Consider the following 19,228-nt stretch of genomic DNA (forward strand, 5'->3'; position numbering starts at 1 on the left):
CCTGTGCGCCTTGCCTCGATGGTGTCACGTGACGAATTCGTGGACACTCCGTTGGATGTGAGAAGACATCAGTTCGAGTGCGTCGAAGGCGTCGTTCGCGGTGCGTCCCAAGGCGGGTGTACGGCCGAGGTGCAGTTCGGTGAGGTAGCTGAGGCCTTGCACTTGTCAGGTCGGTCCTTGTGGGGTGTTTGGGTTCGCCGCGGTCAACATCGATGAGCTTTTCCCAGTGGTGGGAGGTTTGGGGCGTCGGCTGGCACGGTGGCCTGGTTAGGTTGCTCGTCGAAGCCCGATGGTGTGGATAGGTGGTTGAGTGATGACGGAGTTGGTTGATGGTGAGCCTTGGGCGGTTTCGGAGGCGGCGGTGCCGGATACCACGCCGGTCACGATGATCAATGCGTACTCGGTTCCGCTTGAACAGTCCGATCGATTCTTGCGAATGTGGCGAGGGTCCAGCGCCCGAATCATGTCCGAACAGCCGGGTTTCGTTCGCGCGGTGATGCACAAGACGATCGCTGGCGACGAGTTGACCTTCGTTGATGTGGCCGAGTGGCGAAGCGCCGACGCCCTTAGGACGGCTCGCGCCAATTCCGAATGGCGCGCGGCGATCACCACCATGCTCGATGATCCCGAGCTGCATGTGAGGGCAAGGCCCGGGCGGTATCAGGTGGTCGATTACGTGCGGCCAGCTGGCGAATAGTTTCGGCGGCCGCAACTTCGCGCCGAAGGGAACGAGCGCTCCGACGATAGTGGGGAACTCGGCGTGCCTCCGTGCTACGTGGGGCCGTCGATGTGTCCATGGAGTCGGAGCGGGTTTTGTTTGCATAGTTGTTCGAGGAGTTCGATGAGTCCCGCTGCTACTCAGAAGAAGCTGGCTATCCGTAGTCTCGAGATCATGTCGAGCGGTAGCCGCGCCGACTTCGACGCGGTCTACCATCCTGACGCGAGTAACCGTGAGAGTCGTCGCGAACCGCCCGCGACCCGGGTTCGCGGCCCGGAGGGGTTCTATGCGACCGCGATGTGGTTGCGGGCCGCGTTCACCGAGATGGGCCACGAGATCGTGCATGTCGTCGCTGAAGGCGATCTGGTGTGTCTCGATACTGTCATGGCTGGTCGGCAAACAGGTCCCTTTGTGCTGTACACCGATGACGGCGAGGTCGATCAGGTCTTCGCCCCACAGGGCAAATCCTTCTCCGTGGCCCAGACGCACTGGATTCGTATCGTCGACGGACTGGTCATCGAACACTGGGCCGCGCGCGATGATCTCGGTCGAGCCCGCCAGTTGGGTTGGCTGTCCTCGCAGGTTGCAAAGTGACCACATCGGCAGTCCGGCAGTTGTCTGAGCACTCCGGCCTGTAGCTCACGGTCGATCCTTGAGAAACGTTGTGAATGGCAGGGTTTCGGATTGGCCGCAGTCGATTTCTACGAATCGCGGGCCGTTGTGGTGTCATGACGGTGCGCTGGCATTACCGGTGGGTGGAACGGTTGGTGCTGTCAGCCGTTGACAGTTGGCTGACGGTTGCCCGGTGCACAGTGACCGTATGAGGAAGGCGACCGCTTCGTTGACTGCCGTTGGACCGTCGGTTGATCCCGAGCCCGGTTATTACATGCCGTTGGATTGTCAAGCGCGGGTCTTGAGCCCAGCGGACCGCTTGGACATCGCTGATCTGGTATGCCGGTTCGACTGGTGTTTCGATCGTCGTCATTTCGCTGGCCTGGCCGACATGTTCACCGATGATGTCGTGATCGATCATCTGTGGGGACGTCGGCGGGGTCGTCAGGCCGTGGTCGCGTTGTTGCGGCAGTGGCAGCACGCCAATCTCGGTGTGCGCCATGAGAGTACGAACACTGTGGTCTGGGCCGACGATCCCGATACGGCGCGGGCGCAGAGCTATCTGACCGAGCGGGTGGTGACCGGCCCGGCGGGTGGTGACGGTCGTGCCCCGGCGTTGGGGCCGGTGGTTGGGCATGGGCTGGTGACCGATCGGTTCCGCCGTGGTACCGACGGGATCTGGCGTATGAGTCGGCGCACCGTCGACCAGATGTACTTCACGCCCGGCTACTTGGGCGATGAGGATGCTCGTCGATGGTTCGCACTGTCAGCCCGCCAGCGTCACATCACTACCGACCGTCCGGAGGGATGGGATCCACAACCTCTCGACGACGCTCAAACGAATCGGCTATCGGTCTAGCTCACGAGCCATGCTTTCTCCGCCGATATGGACTTGACCGGGTAACGAAAAGCCCTGCCAGGGTGAATAGCGGCCCCCGATTCGGTCGGATGGCCCACTGGCAGGGCTCTTCTGGGTAATCGGCCGGGCCGCGACACAGTGTGGGCGGTAATCCGTTCCAATGATGACGCTACCGGACCGCGGCGATAGCCGCCGTGCCGCCACCCCATGCACGGCGGAACAAGGGGCCGATACCCAAACTTCTGGGCGTTGGAGGCTCCCTGGTTTGGAAGGTGCGTAGTCGGAGGGCTTGTGGTCGTCGGATCATTACGGCCGTGCCGTCGATCATCGTGCAGCCCTCTTGGTCGGTTGAGTGGATCACCTTGTTTGGCCGGTCGAGTATGTCGCAGGCCGAATGATGGACTTGCACATTCTCATTCAGCGCACTGGGCCGAGAGGCGCTGTACGCCTCAGGTTTTTGGACCACCGGGTTGGCACCAAGTTGGTCGGGGGCTTTGAACTCGCCGACTGGTACAACATCTATTCTGCGAAAGACAATGCCATTCCCAGAACTGGGAAGGAATTACCGTGGGCGACGGCACGGTCGCTCGGTTGGCGAGAAGACCTCTGGTTGGAGCCCGCCTCAATCGAGCGGGCGGAGGCGGCCGCGCCCCAACTCACGAGGAGTACACAATGACCACTGTCGCGATACTTGGCACGGGCACGATGGGTGCCGGCATGGCGCGTTCGTTGCAGCGGGCCGGAATCACCACTCGGGTATGGAACCGCACCCTCGCGAAGGCCGAACCACTTGCGGCCGAGGGGATCACGGTGTTGGTCGACGCCGCGGAGGCGGTGAAAGATGCCGATGTCGTGATCACCATGCTGTCTGATGGTGCCGCGGTGTTGTCGTCGATGGCGGCGGCCGCGCCGGGTTTGAGGGCAGGCCAGATCTGGTTGCAGACCTCTACTGTGGGTATCGAACCGACGACCGAACTGGCATCATTGGCTGAACGTCACCAGTTGCGCCTGATCGATGCCCCGGTGATCGGGACCCGGCAGCCGGCGGAGAACGGACAGCTTCTGGTTCTCGCTGCCGGAGACCGGCAGGCTCTGGCGGATGCCACACCCGTTCTGGACGCCGTTGCCGCGCGCACGATCCCACTCGGTGACAATGCCGAGGCGGCGACCGCCAGCCGCCTCAAACTCGTCGTCAACTCGTGGGTGCTGGCAACAACTGTCGCGACCGCGGAGGCCATCGCTCTCGCCGAAGGACTCGGGTTGGACACGACCGCCTTCGCTGCCCTGGTTCAGGGCAGCGCGGTCGACAGTCCATATCTTCAGGTCAAGGCCAATGCGATCGCCGCTGGAGATTTCACACCGAACTTCGGGTTGGACATGGCCGCCAAGGACGCCGTCCTTATCGCGGATGCCGCCGAGGCTGTCGGTGTGCGGACCGATGTGATCGATGCGGTGGCCGCCCGGCTTCGCCGATCTGTCGAGGACGGCCTGGGCGAGAAGGACGTCAGTGCAACGTATCTCAGCTCGACACACGCCGAGGCGATCACGGCGTCGGTTGGTACCTCAGTGACGCCTCGGTGATATGTCCGCGGCCCGGGCGCCGCGGCAGGGGAGAGCCGGATCGGACCACAGCGATGGATCACGGTTGACTCGGTGAGCGTCTTTGAATAACTGGTCGGTGTATCGCGAATCGTAAATGCTTGATAGCCGTGCATCGATTTCCCGGCTGTGGGAATACTGCTCGGGTCGATCATGGTGTGCTTTCGATCGTGATGACTCACGAGAAATTTTGGGCGCTCATCGCCACTATTGATGGCCGAGCAAGTCGGCATTCATGTCGGCGGTTGTCCAGATACTTGGCGTCGCGGCCGGTTACTGAGATCGCGGGTTTCGCCGAGTTGTTGTCCGAGGCCCTGTACTGGCTCGATCAGGAGTGCTTCGGCCTGCAGCCGGTCATCGATACGGCCACGTCGCGACGGGTGGGTACGCAGTCCGGCGAGAGCTTCCTTCGCGCTCGGTGTGCCGTTGTGGCAGCGGGCCGTGAAGTGTATTCGAGTATGTTCGATCGGCCAGTAATGTTTGCACGGTACACGGCGCTCGATGGACAATGTTTGTTGTCCATCGTGCCCGAGGCCTTTCGGGAACGGACCGGCCTGAATTGGTCCAGGCAAACCTGGCTGTCGTTTGAGTCGTATTCGAATGACAGTGGGTGGTCGGGGCGATTCCGGAAGACTCCACGATATCCACAATTCTGCCGACTTTGATCTGCTGGCGGCAGCGGTTATTTCGCTGCTGACGAGACCGATCAGAGTGCTCCCGCGTGGCGCGAGGGCAGTTGTTCCTCTTTCTCGCCCTTGACCGAGGCGCTACATGATGAACAGGTCGGCTAGACGTACGTGACCGGCAGATGCCCTGGTCGCAGGGCTGATATCGGGTCGGGCCTCACACGCTCCAGGGTGGTGTGCGCTGCATGGCCGGCCAACCAATGCGAGTGCTATAGCGGTGTCGATAATCGCTTCGATCCTTTCCGGATGCCTTGTGGCGAAGCGGCATGTGTCGACTACACGGGGCTGGTCGGTGAGCATGACAACTCGCTCGAGGCCAAGATGATCCAGCAATGCGACGAGTTCCGCGGCATCGGTTTGATCCTCGTGGTGTTCTTCACCTCCCGAACAGATGGAGGACTGGCAGTTCACCGAGATGAGTCGCCAGTCCGGTGCCAGTTCCCGAGAGAGTTCCGTCGAGTTCTCGACGTCACAAGGGCGACTGTGCACGGTGAGCAATGGACGCCCGCTGCCGCCGGTATCGAGGTAGGAGATGGTGGGTCCGAATGTCGTTCGCATGGTCATGCCGTGTTTCGTTCTTGTTGTGCGGGGATTCTTCGTCGACTTGTGGTGGGCGCCCAGCGATAAAGCTGGGCCCCGCCGATCAATAGCCGCTGAATTGGCTCACATGCGAGGATCGCTCGTCGGAGCCGGTCTCGGGATTCAATTTATTCACTCCCGTGCTGGGTATCTGTGTGATCGACAGTGTGTTGACGTGGGCTGTCAACAACCTGTCATCCTGTGACAGCCCTGGGTTCCGCCGTGACTGAAGACGGGGCGCCGTTGAGGATCCCGACTCCTGACGTGCGGGCTCTCAATCGTTGACTGACTGCAGATGCGCATAGACCTCATCGGTGAAGACATACGTGTCCGGGTCGGCATTCGGATTCGCGCGTCGTCCTGCGTCGAGCGCGTCGATGATCGCCAAGTCAGCGGCCGAGAGCACGAAGTCATGGAGGGCGGCGTTGGTGCGCACGTGTTGGGGTGAGGTCGATCTGGGGATGGCCACCAGACCGTGCTGCAGGTGCCAGCGCAGGATGACCTGCGCGGGGCTGCGGTCGTGTGCGGCAGCGATCGCGGTGATGGAGGGATGGCTCAGCAGTTCTCCGCCTTGCATCAGCGGGCTCCAGGCTTCGACGACGATGCCTCGATCCGAGCAGTAGTCGCGCAGGGCGGTCTGGGCGAGACGTGGATGAAGTTCGACCTGGTTGACCGCTGGAACGATCGTGGCCGCTGCCAGTAGACGATTCAAGCGTTCGATTCCGAAGTTGGATACCCCGATCGCGGCAGCGAGCCCGTCAGCATGCAGATCCTGCATGGCTCGCCAGGTCTCGGCCATCGACTCGTCGAAGGGCCAGTGGATCAGGAACAGGTCCACATGGTCGACGCCGAGACGTTCGAGGCTGGCGTGGGCGCTCGCGATGGTGTGGTCATAGCCCTCGCGATCCACGACCTTCGTGGTGAGGAAGATCTCGGGTCGGGCGATCCCGGAGTCGCGGATCGCACGCCCGACACCTCGTTCGTTCCCGTACGCCGCTGAGGTGTCGATGCTGCGGTATCCGGCCTCCAACGCGGAAGCGACCGCGCGCTCGGCGGTCGGATCGTCCAGTTGCCAGGTACCGAAGCCGAGCATGGGCATGGAGGCGCCGGTATTGAGGGTGACGGTGGGATGCGTCATGAGACTCCTTGGTGCGGTTGATCAATAGCAACATGAGATAGTGCATTCCTCGTCTGGCAACGAGCTGATAAGTGATGTGGCAGAGCAGATTTGGGGGAATGGAGCTGAAATGCCCAGGCACTGCGGATAATCGGCGCGTCGACCTTGAGATTCCGTGACTGTCGGTTGTGGCCGCTCTGTCAGGCGACGACAGTTCCCTGCCAGGGGACCCGACCATCCTTGCGATCACGCTCGTGCATGAGGCACCCAGAGCCACCACGCTCATGCCCGCTGTTCCGGGCAGTTGGCATGAAGGAGTGCGACCGGTCTCGACCTGGAAAGGAAATTGATAATGCCGAGAACTCCCGTCGTTCTCGAACACGGGCCCAGTAATGTCGAGTACCTGATCTCGGGCAGCGGGCCTGGCTTGGTGCTGGTTCACGGCACCTTCGGCGACGCCGAGGTGAGTTGGCAGCCTCTCATAGATGCCGTACAAGGCCGCTACACCGTCGTGTCGGTCAATTTGGCGGGTTCGGGCAGAACGACGGCTCCCGACAGGGTGACGGTCGACGACCTTGCGATTCAGGTCGCCGGTGCAGCGGCCGACGCCGGGTTGGATCGCTATCACCTGGTCGGTCATTCCCTCGGCGCGGTCACTGCGGCGGTGGTGGCGGCCCGTCACGCCCAGCGGGTGGATTCGTTGCTTCTGCACGCGCCATGGTCGGTCACCGATGCACGCGGCCGATTCCAATTCGAGCTGTGGGAGCGGATACTGCAGGCCGATCGCCGGTTGCTCGCCAAAATCTTGCAGCTCACGGGGTTTCGTCCCGACACCCTCGTCGAGGCCGACGATGCGGCGATGAGTTCCTCGGCCTCGCTCTTCACCGCCATGCTCAGCTTCACGCATGCGGCCCAGGTGGCCGCCGCGCGCAACGTCGATATCGCAGGGTTGCTCTCGGGGATCAAGACACCGACACGGGTCTTGGTCAGCGCCTATGACCAGATCATCGCCCCGGCACAACAACACGCGGTAGCCGCTGCGATCCCCGGTGCGGATCACCGCGAGTTCGCGGCTGGACACGCTCTTCCTCTCGAGGATCCCACCGCGTTCGCGAGCGCCGTGATCGAGTTCCTCGACCGCCAGCCTGACGTGGTTGCGCTCACGACCGACTGATCGCCGGAGGCATCGATCTACGACCTGAGTTTGGACGTAGATACATTGCCCCGTTGCCCAGACGAGCACGTGCGTGAGCCAGGCACAGGTTCGCAGGGTTCACCAGCTCCACCTCTTTCGCCGACTGGGCGGTGACCATCGGGGCACATCTACTCCGAGCCCTTCCTGGAGTCTCGCCGTCGGCGATGCGGTTCCAGCGGGCGTGCAGGGTGATCCAGTCGTCGTCGGGTCGGATGCGTCGCTCTGGCGGTCCGCATCTGCCGCGGGTCGCTGAGCAAACCGGCCGGTGCGGCGTGGCAGAAGATCAACCCCGTGTTGCCGATCCGAGAGGTCGGCCAGTATCCGCTACTCGCTAAGTATCGTGCGGTTGGCATACGCGGGTCGGTGGCTCCGATTGGTTTGAATATCACCTCTGTGGTCGTCGTCGATGCCAGTAACGGTGAATCGTCCGAATTGTTCCCTTTCTTCGATATGAGATTCGAGTCGCTGCCTGCTTGATTATCAGGATGCGCCTCGGGCTCGCGCATGGCTCTTGGTATCGTGCAAAACTGGTCGTGTCTCTCCTTTGGGAAGAGTTGAAAGATTCGAGGCTAGGTGTGAAGTCGGATCCCCGTCCCGGGCAGTCCATGGGGCATTTGTTTCCGCGTCAATCCGCAGAGTGGCATCCAACGTTGAATGAGAATCTCACTCCATTTGATGTGCGGCCATTCAGCGGAAAAATTGTTTGGTGGTTGTGCTCGTACTGCGGATATCCGTGGCAGGGCATCATCGGTAACAGAACACGAAGCAATAGCGTGGGATGCAGGTCCTGCAACGTGAGGAGGGCTGGTGATAGGTTGCGGCGGCGCGCCCTCGACGAAGGGCGCTCGTTGTTGCTCCAGCGGCCAGACCTTGCCGAGGAATTTCATCGGACCAAGAATGGAACACTGGGGCCGGGAGATGTTTCTGCCGGAGACAACCGAAAGATGTGGTGGAAATGCACGCGCCGCGGGCACGAATGGGAAGCCAGCCCGAATAACAGGACGAAGCCCAAACCATCCGGATGTCCGAAGTGCATACTCTATGGAACCTCGGAGACCGAGATCCGACTTCGATTCGAACTCGCCGCCGTTGGCTGCCCAGTCGATATGAATCTCTCGGAAATTCCAGTTTCCGGACGTCGTCCTGTCAGGGCTGATATCTCGATACCCGAATACCGGATTGTTGTCGAGTTCGATAGTGCGAGATATCATTCCGCAGCTGCATCTATGCGCCGCGACAGGCGTCAGACAGCAGCGCTCCGCGAGGTGAATTGGACCGTTATCAGGTTGCGTGAGGAACCGCTACCTCTGTTTACTGAGCATTGTTTGCGGGTCCCACGAGGGGCCTCGGTGAAGATTTTGGCCCGAGCGGCGCTGGCCGAGCTTCACCGCCTCGGACTCCGGCCTCGCCTGCTTGATCGATATCTGTCGGAAGATGAGACGTGGTCGAGTGATAGCGCGGAGGAATACATCGCTGACCGACTTTTGGAGAACCTGGCGACAAAGTATCCCGACGTCGCGAAAGACTGGAACTATTCTAAGAATGGAAACGATTCACCGGAAAGAACAAAGTGCAATAGTTTGACACCTGTCTGGTGGTCTTGTGCGAGCGGCCATAGCTACAGGTCCTCACCTGCTTCCCGTGTCTACAGTGGGTCGGGCTGCCCGACTTGTGGAAGGTTGGCAATGCGTGCAGCGAGAAAAACTCCCGCTGCAGAGCGGTCGGCCGGCGATCTTCGGCCGAACCTGCTGTCGCTATGGCATCCGACATTGAATGACGGCGCGACGCTCTTTGATTTCAGGCCCTATTCGAAGGTTCGGGCCTGGTGGCTCTGTCCAATATGTGGAGATCCGTGGGATGCGGAAATTGCCCAGGTTGGGCCGACCTGTAGGTCGTGCAGCTACAAGGTGCGAGGCTTCTTGCGTCAGCTACCCAGGCGTGGACGATCATTGATGGATTTGCACCCCGATGTTGCAAAGGACTGGGACTGCAGCATCAACTCTTTCGGTCCGGACGAGGTTTCTTCAGGATCCGATATCACCGTCGGATGGAAATGCCATAAATGTCAAAGCGTGTGGACCAGGTCGGTCCGGTCTCAGGTGAGGAGCGCGACGTGCCCGAATTGCAATTAGTATGCATGTTGGATTCTCATCGATCTGAATCTCATCGCGTCTCTACTCGAAGCGATCTCGCGGTCGTCTCGAACGCGACGCTTCAGAGATCAGTACGGCGATTGCCTCGCGGTTCGTGTACTGCGTTGGGTGGTTGGAGCCGTGTACCCCCGGCTGCCGGGGACGGCAAGGGCCGGCTGAGCATCGCAGAACCGCGCGAAGCGCGGCAGCTGGGGACGTTCCATGAGACGCGCAGGGTCGTTGGCTTCGAAGCATTGATCTCCAGCCGGTTTGCGCGAGATGTTCGAGGGTGTCGATTTGCCCCCCACCATGGCCCCCCCGTGCGCGGGAGCATCACCTGTGCGGCGTATCTACATGTGAGGTAGGCCGCGGTGTATCTGGATGGTGGTTGGCCTCCGATGGGCGCCAGGATTGTCCGGCGGCGTAGGCGCGGATGGTTTCGACCATGCGGTAGCGTTCGCCGTCGAATTCGATGAGTGATTTGGCGACCAGTGAGGTCAATGCGTCGAGGGTGTCGGTGCCGCAGGTAGCGGTGATGGCGTCGAGGTCGGCTCCGTCGACGAATACGGAGAATTGTCGTGCGAGGTGGGCTTCGGGTTCGGTGAGTAGTTCCCAACTCCACGCGACCGCGGCGTGCAGGGTGCGGTGGCGTGGGATAGTGTGGCGCGCTGTACTGGTCAGCAGGGTGAATCGGTCGGTGAGACGGGCGGCGATCTCTGATAGCGGGAGCGCTTGCACGCGGGCGGCGGCCAGTTCGATGGCCAGCGGCAGGCCGTCGAGGTCGCACACCAGATCGCACACCAGCGTGTAATTGTCCTCGGTGAGTACGAAGTCCGGGCGTACCGCCACGGCCCGCTCCACGAACAACCGCATCGCGGCGTTGTCGATTGCCTGGGTGAGAGTCGCGTCGTGTTCGGGTACGGGCAATGGTCGCAGGGGGTAGAGCCGTTCGCCTTCGATGCCGAGGGCTTCGCGGCTGATCGCGAGGATGTTCAGGTCGGGAACCTGTTGTAAGAGTTCTGCGACGACGGCGGCGGTGGGGACCGCGATGTGCTCGCAGTTGTCCAACACCAACAGCATTCGGCGACCTGACAGTGAGCGTTTGAGACCGGTGATGTAGTCCGCTCGAGGCTCGATTGCGGCTGCGGCCGGTTCGAGAGCGGCCAGGATCGTGTTTCCGATCGTGGATGCTTCGGTGCGGCTGAGATGTTCGTTGTCTACGGCCGCGAGTGAGACGAATGCGCAGCCCGCACTCTGGTCTCGTCCGGTCGTCCGCAGCAGCTGTGTCACCAGTCGCGTCTTGCCGACGCCGCCTGCGCCGACGAGTGTGACCAATCGTGAGATATCCAGTGATCGGTGCAAGCCCGTGAGGTCTTCTGTACGCCCGACGAAACTGGTCCAGTGTTGCGGCACAACCGAACCAGCGTTACCGGTGTCGGATGTTGCCTGCGAGAGTGGTGACGTGGTCAGGGGTGTGTCGAGTGCACGGGTTGCGGACACGAATACCCAGGGGCGGGTGGGCATCTGGGGATCGGCTGCGCGGGATTCGGCGTGCGCGGGTGGCGTGGACGGGATCTGCGTCATGGCCTGGTGGAGCGCGGGTGAGGGGGCGATGCGGAGTTCGTCGTGTAGCAGGGACTCGGCCCGTTGGTAGGTCTGCAGGGCTTCGGCGGAGCGTCCCACCGTGGCCAGGGCCCTGATCAAGCGTGCGATCAGAGTCTCACGGAACGGGTGCGTCGATACTTCGGCGGTGAGCTGGTGAATGAGCTCACCGCTGCGGCCCAGGGCGTGGAATGCGTCCGCGCGCAGTTCGATTGCGGTGAGACGCTGTTCGGTCAATCCCGCGGTGAGTTCACTGATCGTGGGTGACGGGTGAGCCCCGCCCAATGCCGGTCCACGCCACAGGTCGAGACCCATGTTGAGGCATTCGACGGCTCGGGTGTGCCGACCTGACGCGAGTTCGGTTCGTGCCTGGGTCACGGCGGTGGTGAACCGATGGGCATCGGTGGAGTCCGGTTCCACGGTCAGCCCATAACTCGATCCTCGCCGGATCACGTGGTGGGGCAGCCGGACACGCAATCTCTTGATGAGGGTATGCAGGGCGTTGGTCGCATCGGTGGGTAGGTCTTCGGCCCAGATTCCGTCGATCAGACGAGTTGCCGGCACCGGTCGGCCCGGGTCCATCGCGAGCAGTGTCAGCAGCGCTTTGACCCGAGGCCCGCCGAGCGGCAACTCGCGACCGTCGGCGGTGACGGTTATCGGACCCAACAGCGCGATCTGCATGGCTTGTCCCACCTTCGGTGAAGCCGCTGCGGCAGCTCACCGTGCCGATTCGACGATTTCGGGGTAGTCCTTCAGATCGATGTCGTTCTTGGCCGAGTCTCCGTACTTCAGCATCAGGTTGAAGGCGCGCGAGCCCACGAACCAGTTCCGGAAGCGCAGGCCCGTCGCGGTCTTCGGTGCCAGGAACGGGCCCGGGCGCGCATCGTCGGCCTTGCGGGTGTAGCGCTTCATGATCTGCTCGTAGCGGGCGAACGCCTGGGTGTAGTCGCCGTCGGCTGCGGCCAGTTCACCGGCGAGCACGTAGGCTCCGATGATCGCCAGGCCGGTGCCGAATCCGGCGAGGGTGTTGCCGTATCCGGCGTCGCCGACGAGTGCCACGCGCCCCGAGACGAACTTCTTCATCTGGACCTTGCACAGTGCGTCGAGGTAGAAGTCGTTCAGGAACGGCAGTTCGGCCAGCATCTGGGGCACGGCGCCGCCCATGCCGGCGAAGGTCTCCTGCACGATTCGACGCTGGGCGTCGAAATCCTGACGCGAGTAGTCCAGCTGCGGTGAGGCGAACATGTACATCTGTGCCGCCTTGGGCCCGCCGGTCTGCGCGAACCGGCCGGGGGTGTTGTACACATCGGAGGTCGCGCGTTCGTGGGCGACCGCGGAGGTGCCGGCCCAGCGGGAGGCACCGGCGATGGCGTAGTAGTAGCCGTTGTGGGTCACGAAGTCCGACTCCGGTCCGAAGGTCAGCTTCCGTACCCGGGAGTGGATGCCGTCGCAGCCGAAGACCAGGTCGAACCGTCGCGGCGGGGAGTTCTGGAATTCGACGTACATGCCCGCGTCGGTCTCGGTGAGCGCGGTGATGGTGTCGTCGAAGAGATATTCGCAGGTGTTCGCGGTCTTCTCGTACATGATCTCGGCCAGGTCGCCGCGCAGGATCTCGATGTCGCCGCCGGTGAAGTCGCCGGAGATGAAGGCCTGCTGCGTGCCGGTCTCGTCGCGCATGACCATGTCGGTCTTGCCGGTCTCGCGGCGCTTGATCTCGTCGAGGATGCCCATCCGTTCCAGCACGGTCATGTGGGTCTGGCCGGTGAAGTCGATGGCCTGGCCGCCGGCGCGCAGTTGCGGGGCCCGCTCGACGACGGTCACCTGGTAGCCGTATCGGTTGAGCCAGTAGGCGAGGGCGGGGCCGGCGACGGAAGCTCCGGAGATGAGGACGGTGGTGGTGCGCATTGCGATGACTCCTATGTTAATTGCGTCCGGTGGACGCGGTGACTGAGATAAGCGTATGGTGGACGCAGTTACTTGTCAACTTCGAATCCGGAAAGATGGCGACCATGCCCGCTCGTTCTGCCCTCGCACTGCTGTGGGGCACCCTTGACCGGCCCAAACGCGGACCGAAGCCGTCCTTGACCCTGGCGCGGATCGTTGCCGAGGCGGTCGTGATGGCCGACGTCGAGGGTCTGGCCAACCTGTCGATGGCTCGACTGGCCGAGCGGTTGGGCTGCGCGAAGATGGCGCTGTACCGGTATGTGCCTGGCAAGAACGAGCTCACCGCGCTGATGCTCGACTACGGTCTGGGCGTCCCACCGGATCCGAGTGTGCTGGCGCCCGAGAGCGGTGAGGCGCCGTGGCGGGCCTACCTGCGCCTGTGGACGATCAGTTTCTACGACTTGGTTCGAGATCACCCGTGGGCTCACGAGTTGGTCAACGGTGTGCGACCCGTCGGACCGAATGAGTTGGCGTGGATGGAGGCCGCACTGACCTCGCTGGCCGGTACCGGGCTGACCGGTGCCGAAAAGCTGGACACCATCGTGCTGTTGCTCGGGCATGGTCGCATCGTCGCGTTTCAGAATGCCTCGATGGTCGGCGAGGACTGGGAGGGACAGTTTCTCGAGGAACTGGTTGGTGTGCTCGCGGCGCAGGCCGAACGGTTCCCGCAGGCGGTGAGCTCGCTCGCCGAGAGCATGAGCGGGACCGCCGCCGAGTCGGGTCGGGGTATGGCTCTGGAGTACGGGATCGACCGGATTCTCGATGGTGTGGCCGCACTCATCGCCACCCGGGGGCAGGCCGTACTCCAGGGCACCTGACCCGAGGAAGCTGGGATTTGTGTTGTCGGCTGCATCCCTGACCCCTCGACGGGGATGCACCCGACAAAGACGGGTCGGCAGCCGGGTCTTCAACGACATCAGCGAGGTGATTTCGATATCGGACCTTGTTCACCGGGACCGTGCTTCAGCTGCTCGCTGTCGAACGCGGTGTGTCCGCGTTGTCAGTTTCGTGTTGCCCGGTAGTGATTGGTGACATCCGGAGCCTGGTTGATCGTCAGCGGACGGACCTTGTCCAGGAGCAGGTCGAGGAACTGATCAGGATGACGGAAGCCGGCGAAGTGGCTGGCGTCTCGGATCAGCGAGAAGTCCTTGACCGGTGCGGTGATATCGCTGACGTACCTGCCGGCGGGGGCGGGCGGGGTCAGTGCGTCGTTGTCACCTTGGAAGACGAACATCGGGATGACGAAGGAGGTGCCTTCAGCCCGTTCGTCGATCATCACCGCTTGCGTGCCCATCTGTTCGGAGAAGGTCATGCCCTTGAGGTATTTCTGCAGGCCGCGCAGGTTGTGCAGCGGGGAGAACCACAGTGAGCGGATCACCACGGTCTTCATGGTGTTGAAGGAGAGTGGATCGCTGGTGATGACGAACTTGTTGTAGGCCGACCACTCTTCGGGGGTCCAGCGCGATTTGTCCGAGCCCATCGCGAGGGCCTTGGCCAGGTCCTTCTTCTTGCCAGAGTTCTGCAGTCGGCTCACCATCGCCTGGTAGGCCGAGACCTCGCGACCGCCGTCGTTGATGTTCTGGTCGGTTCCGACGTAGGCGTAGAACAATTCGGGGTGATTGCGGGCGAGACGGAGCCCAACGTTGGTGCCGAAGGAGTTGGCTACCAGCAGAACTCGGTCGACGCCCATCCGGCGGCGCGCATCGGCGATGACGTGCAGAGCGTCCTGATAGACCTGTTCGAGGGTCATGTCGCCTTGGGCGTCGGGTGCGGCGGCATAGGTCTTGCCGGAGCCGCGAACATCCCACCGCACGATGGTGAAGTACTGCTCCCAGGGGCGGGTTCGCGTGATGAAGACGTGGTTGGACGCACCTGGTCCGCCCTGGATCTCGACGATCACCGGGTTGCGGCGGTCGTCGCCGCGGACCGAGATCCATTGGTCGAGCCCGCCGATGTGCACGAAGCCCGACTCGTCGATTCCGTTCGGCGTGGTGATCCGTAGTCGTCGAGCGTTGGCCATTCGTTTGATCTGCCGGTAGCCGAGCAGGCCGACGATCGGAGCGCCGATGACGACCACGACGACCACGGCAATGATGGAGCCGAGCATTCCTTCTCCTGGATAGTCCTGTGTTGACTGAAAAGTCTGTTCATGCCTTCTGTCAGCAACCTGTCAGCCGATGACAGGTGCTGGCAGAAGCGAGCGGAACTGCCCAGCGGATCGCCTACCCACGTGGAATCCGTGAGTGCCATCCAGAGGCGGTATCTCTTCGACGTTCGTGAGCCGTTCCCACTCGTGGGTCGGCCCCTGTTTCTGAGGGCTGGCGTCGATGAGGTGCGCACACGATCCTTCGAATCGGAACAGAAGGAGCGCTTGTGACCATGACTTTTCATCGCATCGCGTCCACTACCGGCCTGGACTGTGTGCTCCCGTCACTATCGAAGCGCTGCGGTCGAGCGGCGGGTCTACATAACAGGAGCTGAAACGCTCAACAGAGCTGCGCGACGACATTCGAGAGGTTAGAGCGGGTCGAGGTCCTCGAGGTCACACCAAACCTCGGAGCCCACGGTCGTTCGAATCTGGGAGAGTATTTCGCGCCTGATCTGTTGCAAGGTCATGTGATTCGCGAGAAGGTTGTTCCTCGAGACGACGAGCTGGGCCGATAGCGCCTGGCGCTCTTGTGAAGTCGTTACCGAGCCGCCAGCGTCGGCGGTCGCATACCGGGGTCGACGGTCGAGTTGCCGTCGGCCTACGGCACCAGCTCGAGAGCGAATGCGCACGTTGGTCGACCGCTTCGATCGATCGAGCCTTCGGCAGCTACTTATTCAGATGCAGTGTGTGGTCGCGAAGATCGTGCACCGGTGCGAGACGGGCAGGCTTGATGCAAATTGGGCTCTTGGGTCCGGTGACAGTGACATCGGAGGGAGTCGATGTGCCTGTCGGCGGTCCGCGGGTGCGGGGACTGCTCGCGCTGCTGGCGTTGGAGGTGGGTAGGCCCGTTCCGGATGCCCGCCTGGTCGACGGCATCTGGGACGAGGACCCGCCAGCCGATGCGGCCAACGCGTTGCAGAGCCTGGTCAGGCGGTTGCGGCTGCTGATGCCGCAGGCGGTGACTCGCCAGTGCGGCGGCTACGCCCTGACTCTTGATCCCGGCCTGACCGATGTTCACCGTTTCACTGCTGCGCTGGCGCTGGGGCGTCGCCTCGTGGCTGCGGGGCAGGTCGACGCTGCGGCAACGAGTTTGGACTCCGCATTGGCCGAATGGCGCGGCGCGCCCATGGCAGACATCTGTGGATCACCCATACTGCACGCCCTCGCGACAGGACTTGCAGAGCAAAGACTGGCGACGATCGAGTTGCGAGCCGAGGTCTACCGCATACTCGGACGCAGTGAGGAACTCTTGCGAGAGCTCGCCGCGGAGCTCGATGCGCACCCCCTGCGCGAAACCCTCGCCGCTTGTCTGGTCACCGCTTTGAGCGCCGCAGACCGACACACCGAGGCGCTGCAGACCTTCGATCGCATGGACGAGAGGCTGCGTACCGAATGGGGTGCCGTACCCTCGGCTGTCCTTGTTCGTGCCGCCACCGCGGCGCGGGCCGCCCCAAGACCGTGCGGCGCAACGCAGAGACGAGCAATCGTCGAGGCCGCGCCCTCCGTCGATGAGGGATGCGCCGAGGGACAAGTGATTTGCTCGGACCTGCCGCGACGCGCCACGAGTTTCCTAGGCCGCGACACCGACGTGGTCGGGCTGGTGCGAGTACTGGGATTATCGCCCTTGGTCACGTTGGTCGGCACGGGAGGAGTGGGCAAGACACGCCTTGCGACCGAGATGCTCGCGGCCCACGGGCCGGAATGGGCGGGCGGATTCGTCTTCGTGGATCTGGCGGGTGTGGGTCGAGATCAGCCCGGAAAGCCCGGCACTGCCGCGATCGGTGTCGCCGTGTTGGCTGCGCTCGGCCAGTCCGTGCGCAGCGGGGCATTCGAGGACGACTGGCTCGATACCGTGTGCCGACTGCTCACCAGCCGCCGGATGTTGTTGGCACTGGATAATTGCGAACACGTCGTGGCTGCTGTTGCCGAGCTGACAACGGCACTTGTGCAGAGACTTCCGCTATTGACAGTCCTGGTCACCAGTCGTGAAGCGCTGGGTGTGGATGGGGAGCGTCTGTTCCCGGTTCGGGCTTTGGCCTTGCCTGGCCGTGAGGCGACCTTGGTCGAGGCCCTCGACCGCGCGGCGGTGGGATTGTTCGTGGAGCGGGCTACCGCGGTGCGCCCGGATTTCGTTCTGTCCGAGGACAACTGTGCTCAGGTATGCGCGCTGGTGTGTGAGCTCGATGGTCTACCACTGGCGATCGAGCTGGCCGCCGCGCGCCTGCACGCGCTGCCACTGTCGGAGATCGCGGCCCGGCTCGGTGATCGGTTCTCGGTGCTGACCAGCACTGCCCGCCACACCATCCCGCGACACCGCACCCTGCTGGCCGCAGTTCAATGGAGTTGGGAACTGCTCAGTGAGCCCGAAGCCGAACTCGCACGCAGATTTTCGGTGTTCGTCGGCGGAGCGACCCTCGAAACGGTGACCCGGATCTGTGGCCCGGACATCGTGGACGTGCTCGCCTCGCTGGTGGCCAAGTCATTGATCGAGTTCGACGGCGAGCGCTACCGCATGGTCGAAACCGTCCGCGCCTACGCGACCAGGAAACTCGACACTATCTGCCAGATACCTGCGCTCATCGCCAGCAAGTAGTCGAGATACGTATCGGCACAAGCACGTCCAGAGTCGAGCTGTTCGACCCACCTTCAGTGCGACAGCTCGGTTGCCTTCCACCGACACCAGGGTGTGGTGGGAGAGCAGTTGCAAGCACACCGAAGAGGTCGAGGATTCGAACTCAGGCACCCATGATGGGGCGCGGGCGTCGGTGGATCTGACTTCTGGCGTAAACCACGCTCCTCACGTCCTGACAGCGCTGGCAGCTGCTACGAGGAGCGCGATCTCTGAAACCAGCAGCGACCCGTCCACAACGTCAATGTAGGGCGCGCGCTGGATGTTTCACCGCACCCGCGCACGCCGTGCTGGTCAGAACGGTGGTTCGTTGTTCTGCGGACCGGCCGATGTCTATCAGATCTCGACGAGAAAATTGTCCTAGTAGCGGGCGCACGCATCGCTGCTATCTTGCAGATTCGAAGATCAGTTTCCGGAGATCACGTTCAAGCTTGACAAGACCTGATCGCGGTTCGCGATGAACCGAAAGATTGGATTTGGATTGTCAATCCTGAACAGTAGCTCCCGCAATCGATCCCTTTCGTCTCCGGTAATCGGAATCGGGCTACCAGACAGAACCGCAGCCAAGTTGTCGATGATGAGATCAAATTCGCTTTGTTCTCGAAGTCGCCCGAAGTAGCCGTAGATGTCGGTGCCGTCCTCTGCGTTAGCTTCGATCCGCTCCCTGAGCTCAGCCAGGAGAGAGTCGGTCCGTTCTTCCCACCAGCGCGAAGCTGCGATCGCCGCTGCACGATCGTCTTCGTTCAACTCGGTCATCTCACTCTCCAGTGTTCGGGGTCAGCACGAGATCGGGGCCACGCCGCCAGACACCGGGCTGGCCGCCGTGAGGCCAGGCTGTGACGATAGCCCCGTCCTTGTCGACGACGACGGTCATATTGATTCCGTACCCCTTTTGATTTGAATATCCTTCGATTTCGTAATTGCCGTTCGGCTGCGGTTTCTTGGGGTATGGATCGAGGGATCCTGGCGATGGATTCGGCGGCGGCTTGGATATCGGTTGCATCCCAAGTCATCGCGATGCCCGGACACTCTGGCACCCGTAAGAAGCACGCTGGGCCACACCGGAGTACGCTGTCCAGCCAGCGGCCCGCAGAACCTCGCACGGTTCAGGTGCCCAGCACAGCGATCCGTCGTGCGGTGCGCAAGGCTCGGAGGCGGCGTCGACCTAGAGCTCCAGCATCACCTTGTGATGTAGTGCGTGTCGGCGCTGGTAGTGGGCGTTAGTTTCGGGCGCGGTATTGGCGTAGGCGTCGCCACCGAACGCAGTTTGACGCTACCCGAACCGCTCTATGTCAAAGCCGCTCTGGGCGAACGAATCCCGAGCTCCCCACACAAGACTCGACCCCCGTTGGTGCCACACCATCCAAAGTCATCAACACCTGACGCTGCGTTCGCCGCACGACTACA

General features: G+C 62.4%; 14 protein-coding genes. 9 read left to right on the top strand and 5 right to left on the bottom strand.

The genetic code is table 11. The features are described 5' to 3' along the window. Nucleotides 1-313 precede the first annotated feature (313 nt). From ACYVN4_RS35760 to ACYVN4_RS35780, 5 genes are all read left to right on the top strand, one after another. The gene (locus ACYVN4_RS35760) at nt 314-697 is read left to right on the top strand and encodes an antibiotic biosynthesis monooxygenase family protein (protein ID WP_460727029.1); all 384 of its coding nucleotides are present in this window, start codon (nt 314-316) and stop codon (nt 695-697) included. Between the two features lie 144 nt (nt 698-841). After that, nucleotides 842-1,312, top strand: a complete 471-nt coding sequence (locus ACYVN4_RS35765) for an ester cyclase (RefSeq protein ID WP_460727031.1) — start codon at nt 842-844, stop codon at nt 1,310-1,312. A 226-nt stretch (nt 1,313-1,538) separates the two neighbouring features. Continuing rightward, nucleotides 1,539-2,189 (top strand): nuclear transport factor 2 family protein, encoded by a 651-nt coding sequence (locus tag ACYVN4_RS35770; RefSeq protein ID WP_460727033.1) that lies wholly within the window; start codon nt 1,539-1,541, stop codon nt 2,187-2,189. 567 nt (nt 2,190-2,756) lie between these two features. Then, nucleotides 2,757-3,770 carry an NAD(P)-dependent oxidoreductase gene (locus tag ACYVN4_RS35775; RefSeq protein ID WP_460727035.1) on the top strand — a complete coding sequence of 338 codons (1,014 nt, stop codon included), beginning with the start codon at nt 2,757-2,759 and terminating at the stop codon, nt 3,768-3,770. Between the two features lie 191 nt (nt 3,771-3,961). After that, on the top strand, nt 3,962-4,453 hold the full coding sequence (locus ACYVN4_RS35780; protein ID WP_460727170.1) for a DUF4240 domain-containing protein: 492 nt from the start codon (nt 3,962-3,964) through the stop codon (nt 4,451-4,453). 874 nt (nt 4,454-5,327) lie between these two features. Here the strand turns inward: ACYVN4_RS35780 and ACYVN4_RS35785 are convergent. Continuing rightward, nucleotides 5,328-6,191 (bottom strand): aldo/keto reductase, encoded by an 864-nt coding sequence (locus ACYVN4_RS35785; RefSeq protein ID WP_460727037.1) that lies wholly within the window; start codon nt 6,189-6,191, stop codon nt 5,328-5,330. A gap of 331 nt (nt 6,192-6,522) precedes the next feature. Between ACYVN4_RS35785 and ACYVN4_RS35790 the strand changes: the two genes are divergently transcribed. Both ACYVN4_RS35790 and ACYVN4_RS35795 read left to right on the top strand, forming a co-directional pair. Beyond that, nucleotides 6,523-7,344, top strand: a complete 822-nt coding sequence (locus tag ACYVN4_RS35790) for an alpha/beta fold hydrolase (protein WP_460727039.1) — start codon at nt 6,523-6,525, stop codon at nt 7,342-7,344. A 626-nt stretch (nt 7,345-7,970) separates the two neighbouring features. Then, entirely contained in the window at nt 7,971-9,497 is a 1,527-nt protein-coding gene (locus tag ACYVN4_RS35795; RefSeq protein ID WP_460727172.1) for a zinc-ribbon domain-containing protein, read from the top strand. Between the two features lie 333 nt (nt 9,498-9,830). On the opposite strand, the gene ACYVN4_RS35800 is transcribed toward ACYVN4_RS35795, so the two are convergent. Continuing rightward, nucleotides 9,831-11,780, bottom strand: coding sequence for a BTAD domain-containing putative transcriptional regulator (locus tag ACYVN4_RS35800; protein WP_460727041.1), 1,950 nt, complete (start codon nt 11,778-11,780; stop codon nt 9,831-9,833). A 36-nt stretch (nt 11,781-11,816) separates the two neighbouring features. Beyond that, nucleotides 11,817-13,004: an FAD-dependent monooxygenase gene (locus ACYVN4_RS35805; RefSeq protein ID WP_460727043.1), complete on the bottom strand. Its 1,188-nt coding sequence runs from the start codon at nt 13,002-13,004 to the stop codon at nt 11,817-11,819. 104 nt (nt 13,005-13,108) lie between these two features. Between ACYVN4_RS35805 and ACYVN4_RS35810 the strand changes: the two genes are divergently transcribed. Further along, the gene (locus ACYVN4_RS35810) at nt 13,109-13,861 is read left to right on the top strand and encodes a TetR/AcrR family transcriptional regulator (protein WP_460727045.1); all 753 of its coding nucleotides are present in this window, start codon (nt 13,109-13,111) and stop codon (nt 13,859-13,861) included. A gap of 182 nt (nt 13,862-14,043) precedes the next feature. On the opposite strand, the gene ACYVN4_RS35815 is transcribed toward ACYVN4_RS35810, so the two are convergent. Beyond that, nucleotides 14,044-15,150 carry an alpha/beta fold hydrolase gene (locus tag ACYVN4_RS35815; protein ID WP_460727047.1) on the bottom strand — a complete coding sequence of 369 codons (1,107 nt, stop codon included), beginning with the start codon at nt 15,148-15,150 and terminating at the stop codon, nt 14,044-14,046. Nucleotides 15,151-15,973: 823 nt separating this feature from the next. Here ACYVN4_RS35815 and ACYVN4_RS35820 point away from each other — a divergent pair. Continuing rightward, nucleotides 15,974-17,785: an AfsR/SARP family transcriptional regulator gene (locus tag ACYVN4_RS35820; RefSeq protein ID WP_460727049.1), complete on the top strand. Its 1,812-nt coding sequence runs from the start codon at nt 15,974-15,976 to the stop codon at nt 17,783-17,785. Nucleotides 17,786-18,226: 441 nt separating this feature from the next. Here ACYVN4_RS35820 and ACYVN4_RS35825 read toward each other — a convergent pair whose 3' ends face one another. Continuing rightward, nucleotides 18,227-18,577 (bottom strand): hypothetical protein, encoded by a 351-nt coding sequence (locus tag ACYVN4_RS35825; protein ID WP_460727051.1) that lies wholly within the window; start codon nt 18,575-18,577, stop codon nt 18,227-18,229. Nucleotides 18,578-19,228 lie beyond the last annotated feature (651 nt).

The sequence above is a fragment of the Nocardia heshunensis genome (assembly GCF_054782115.1).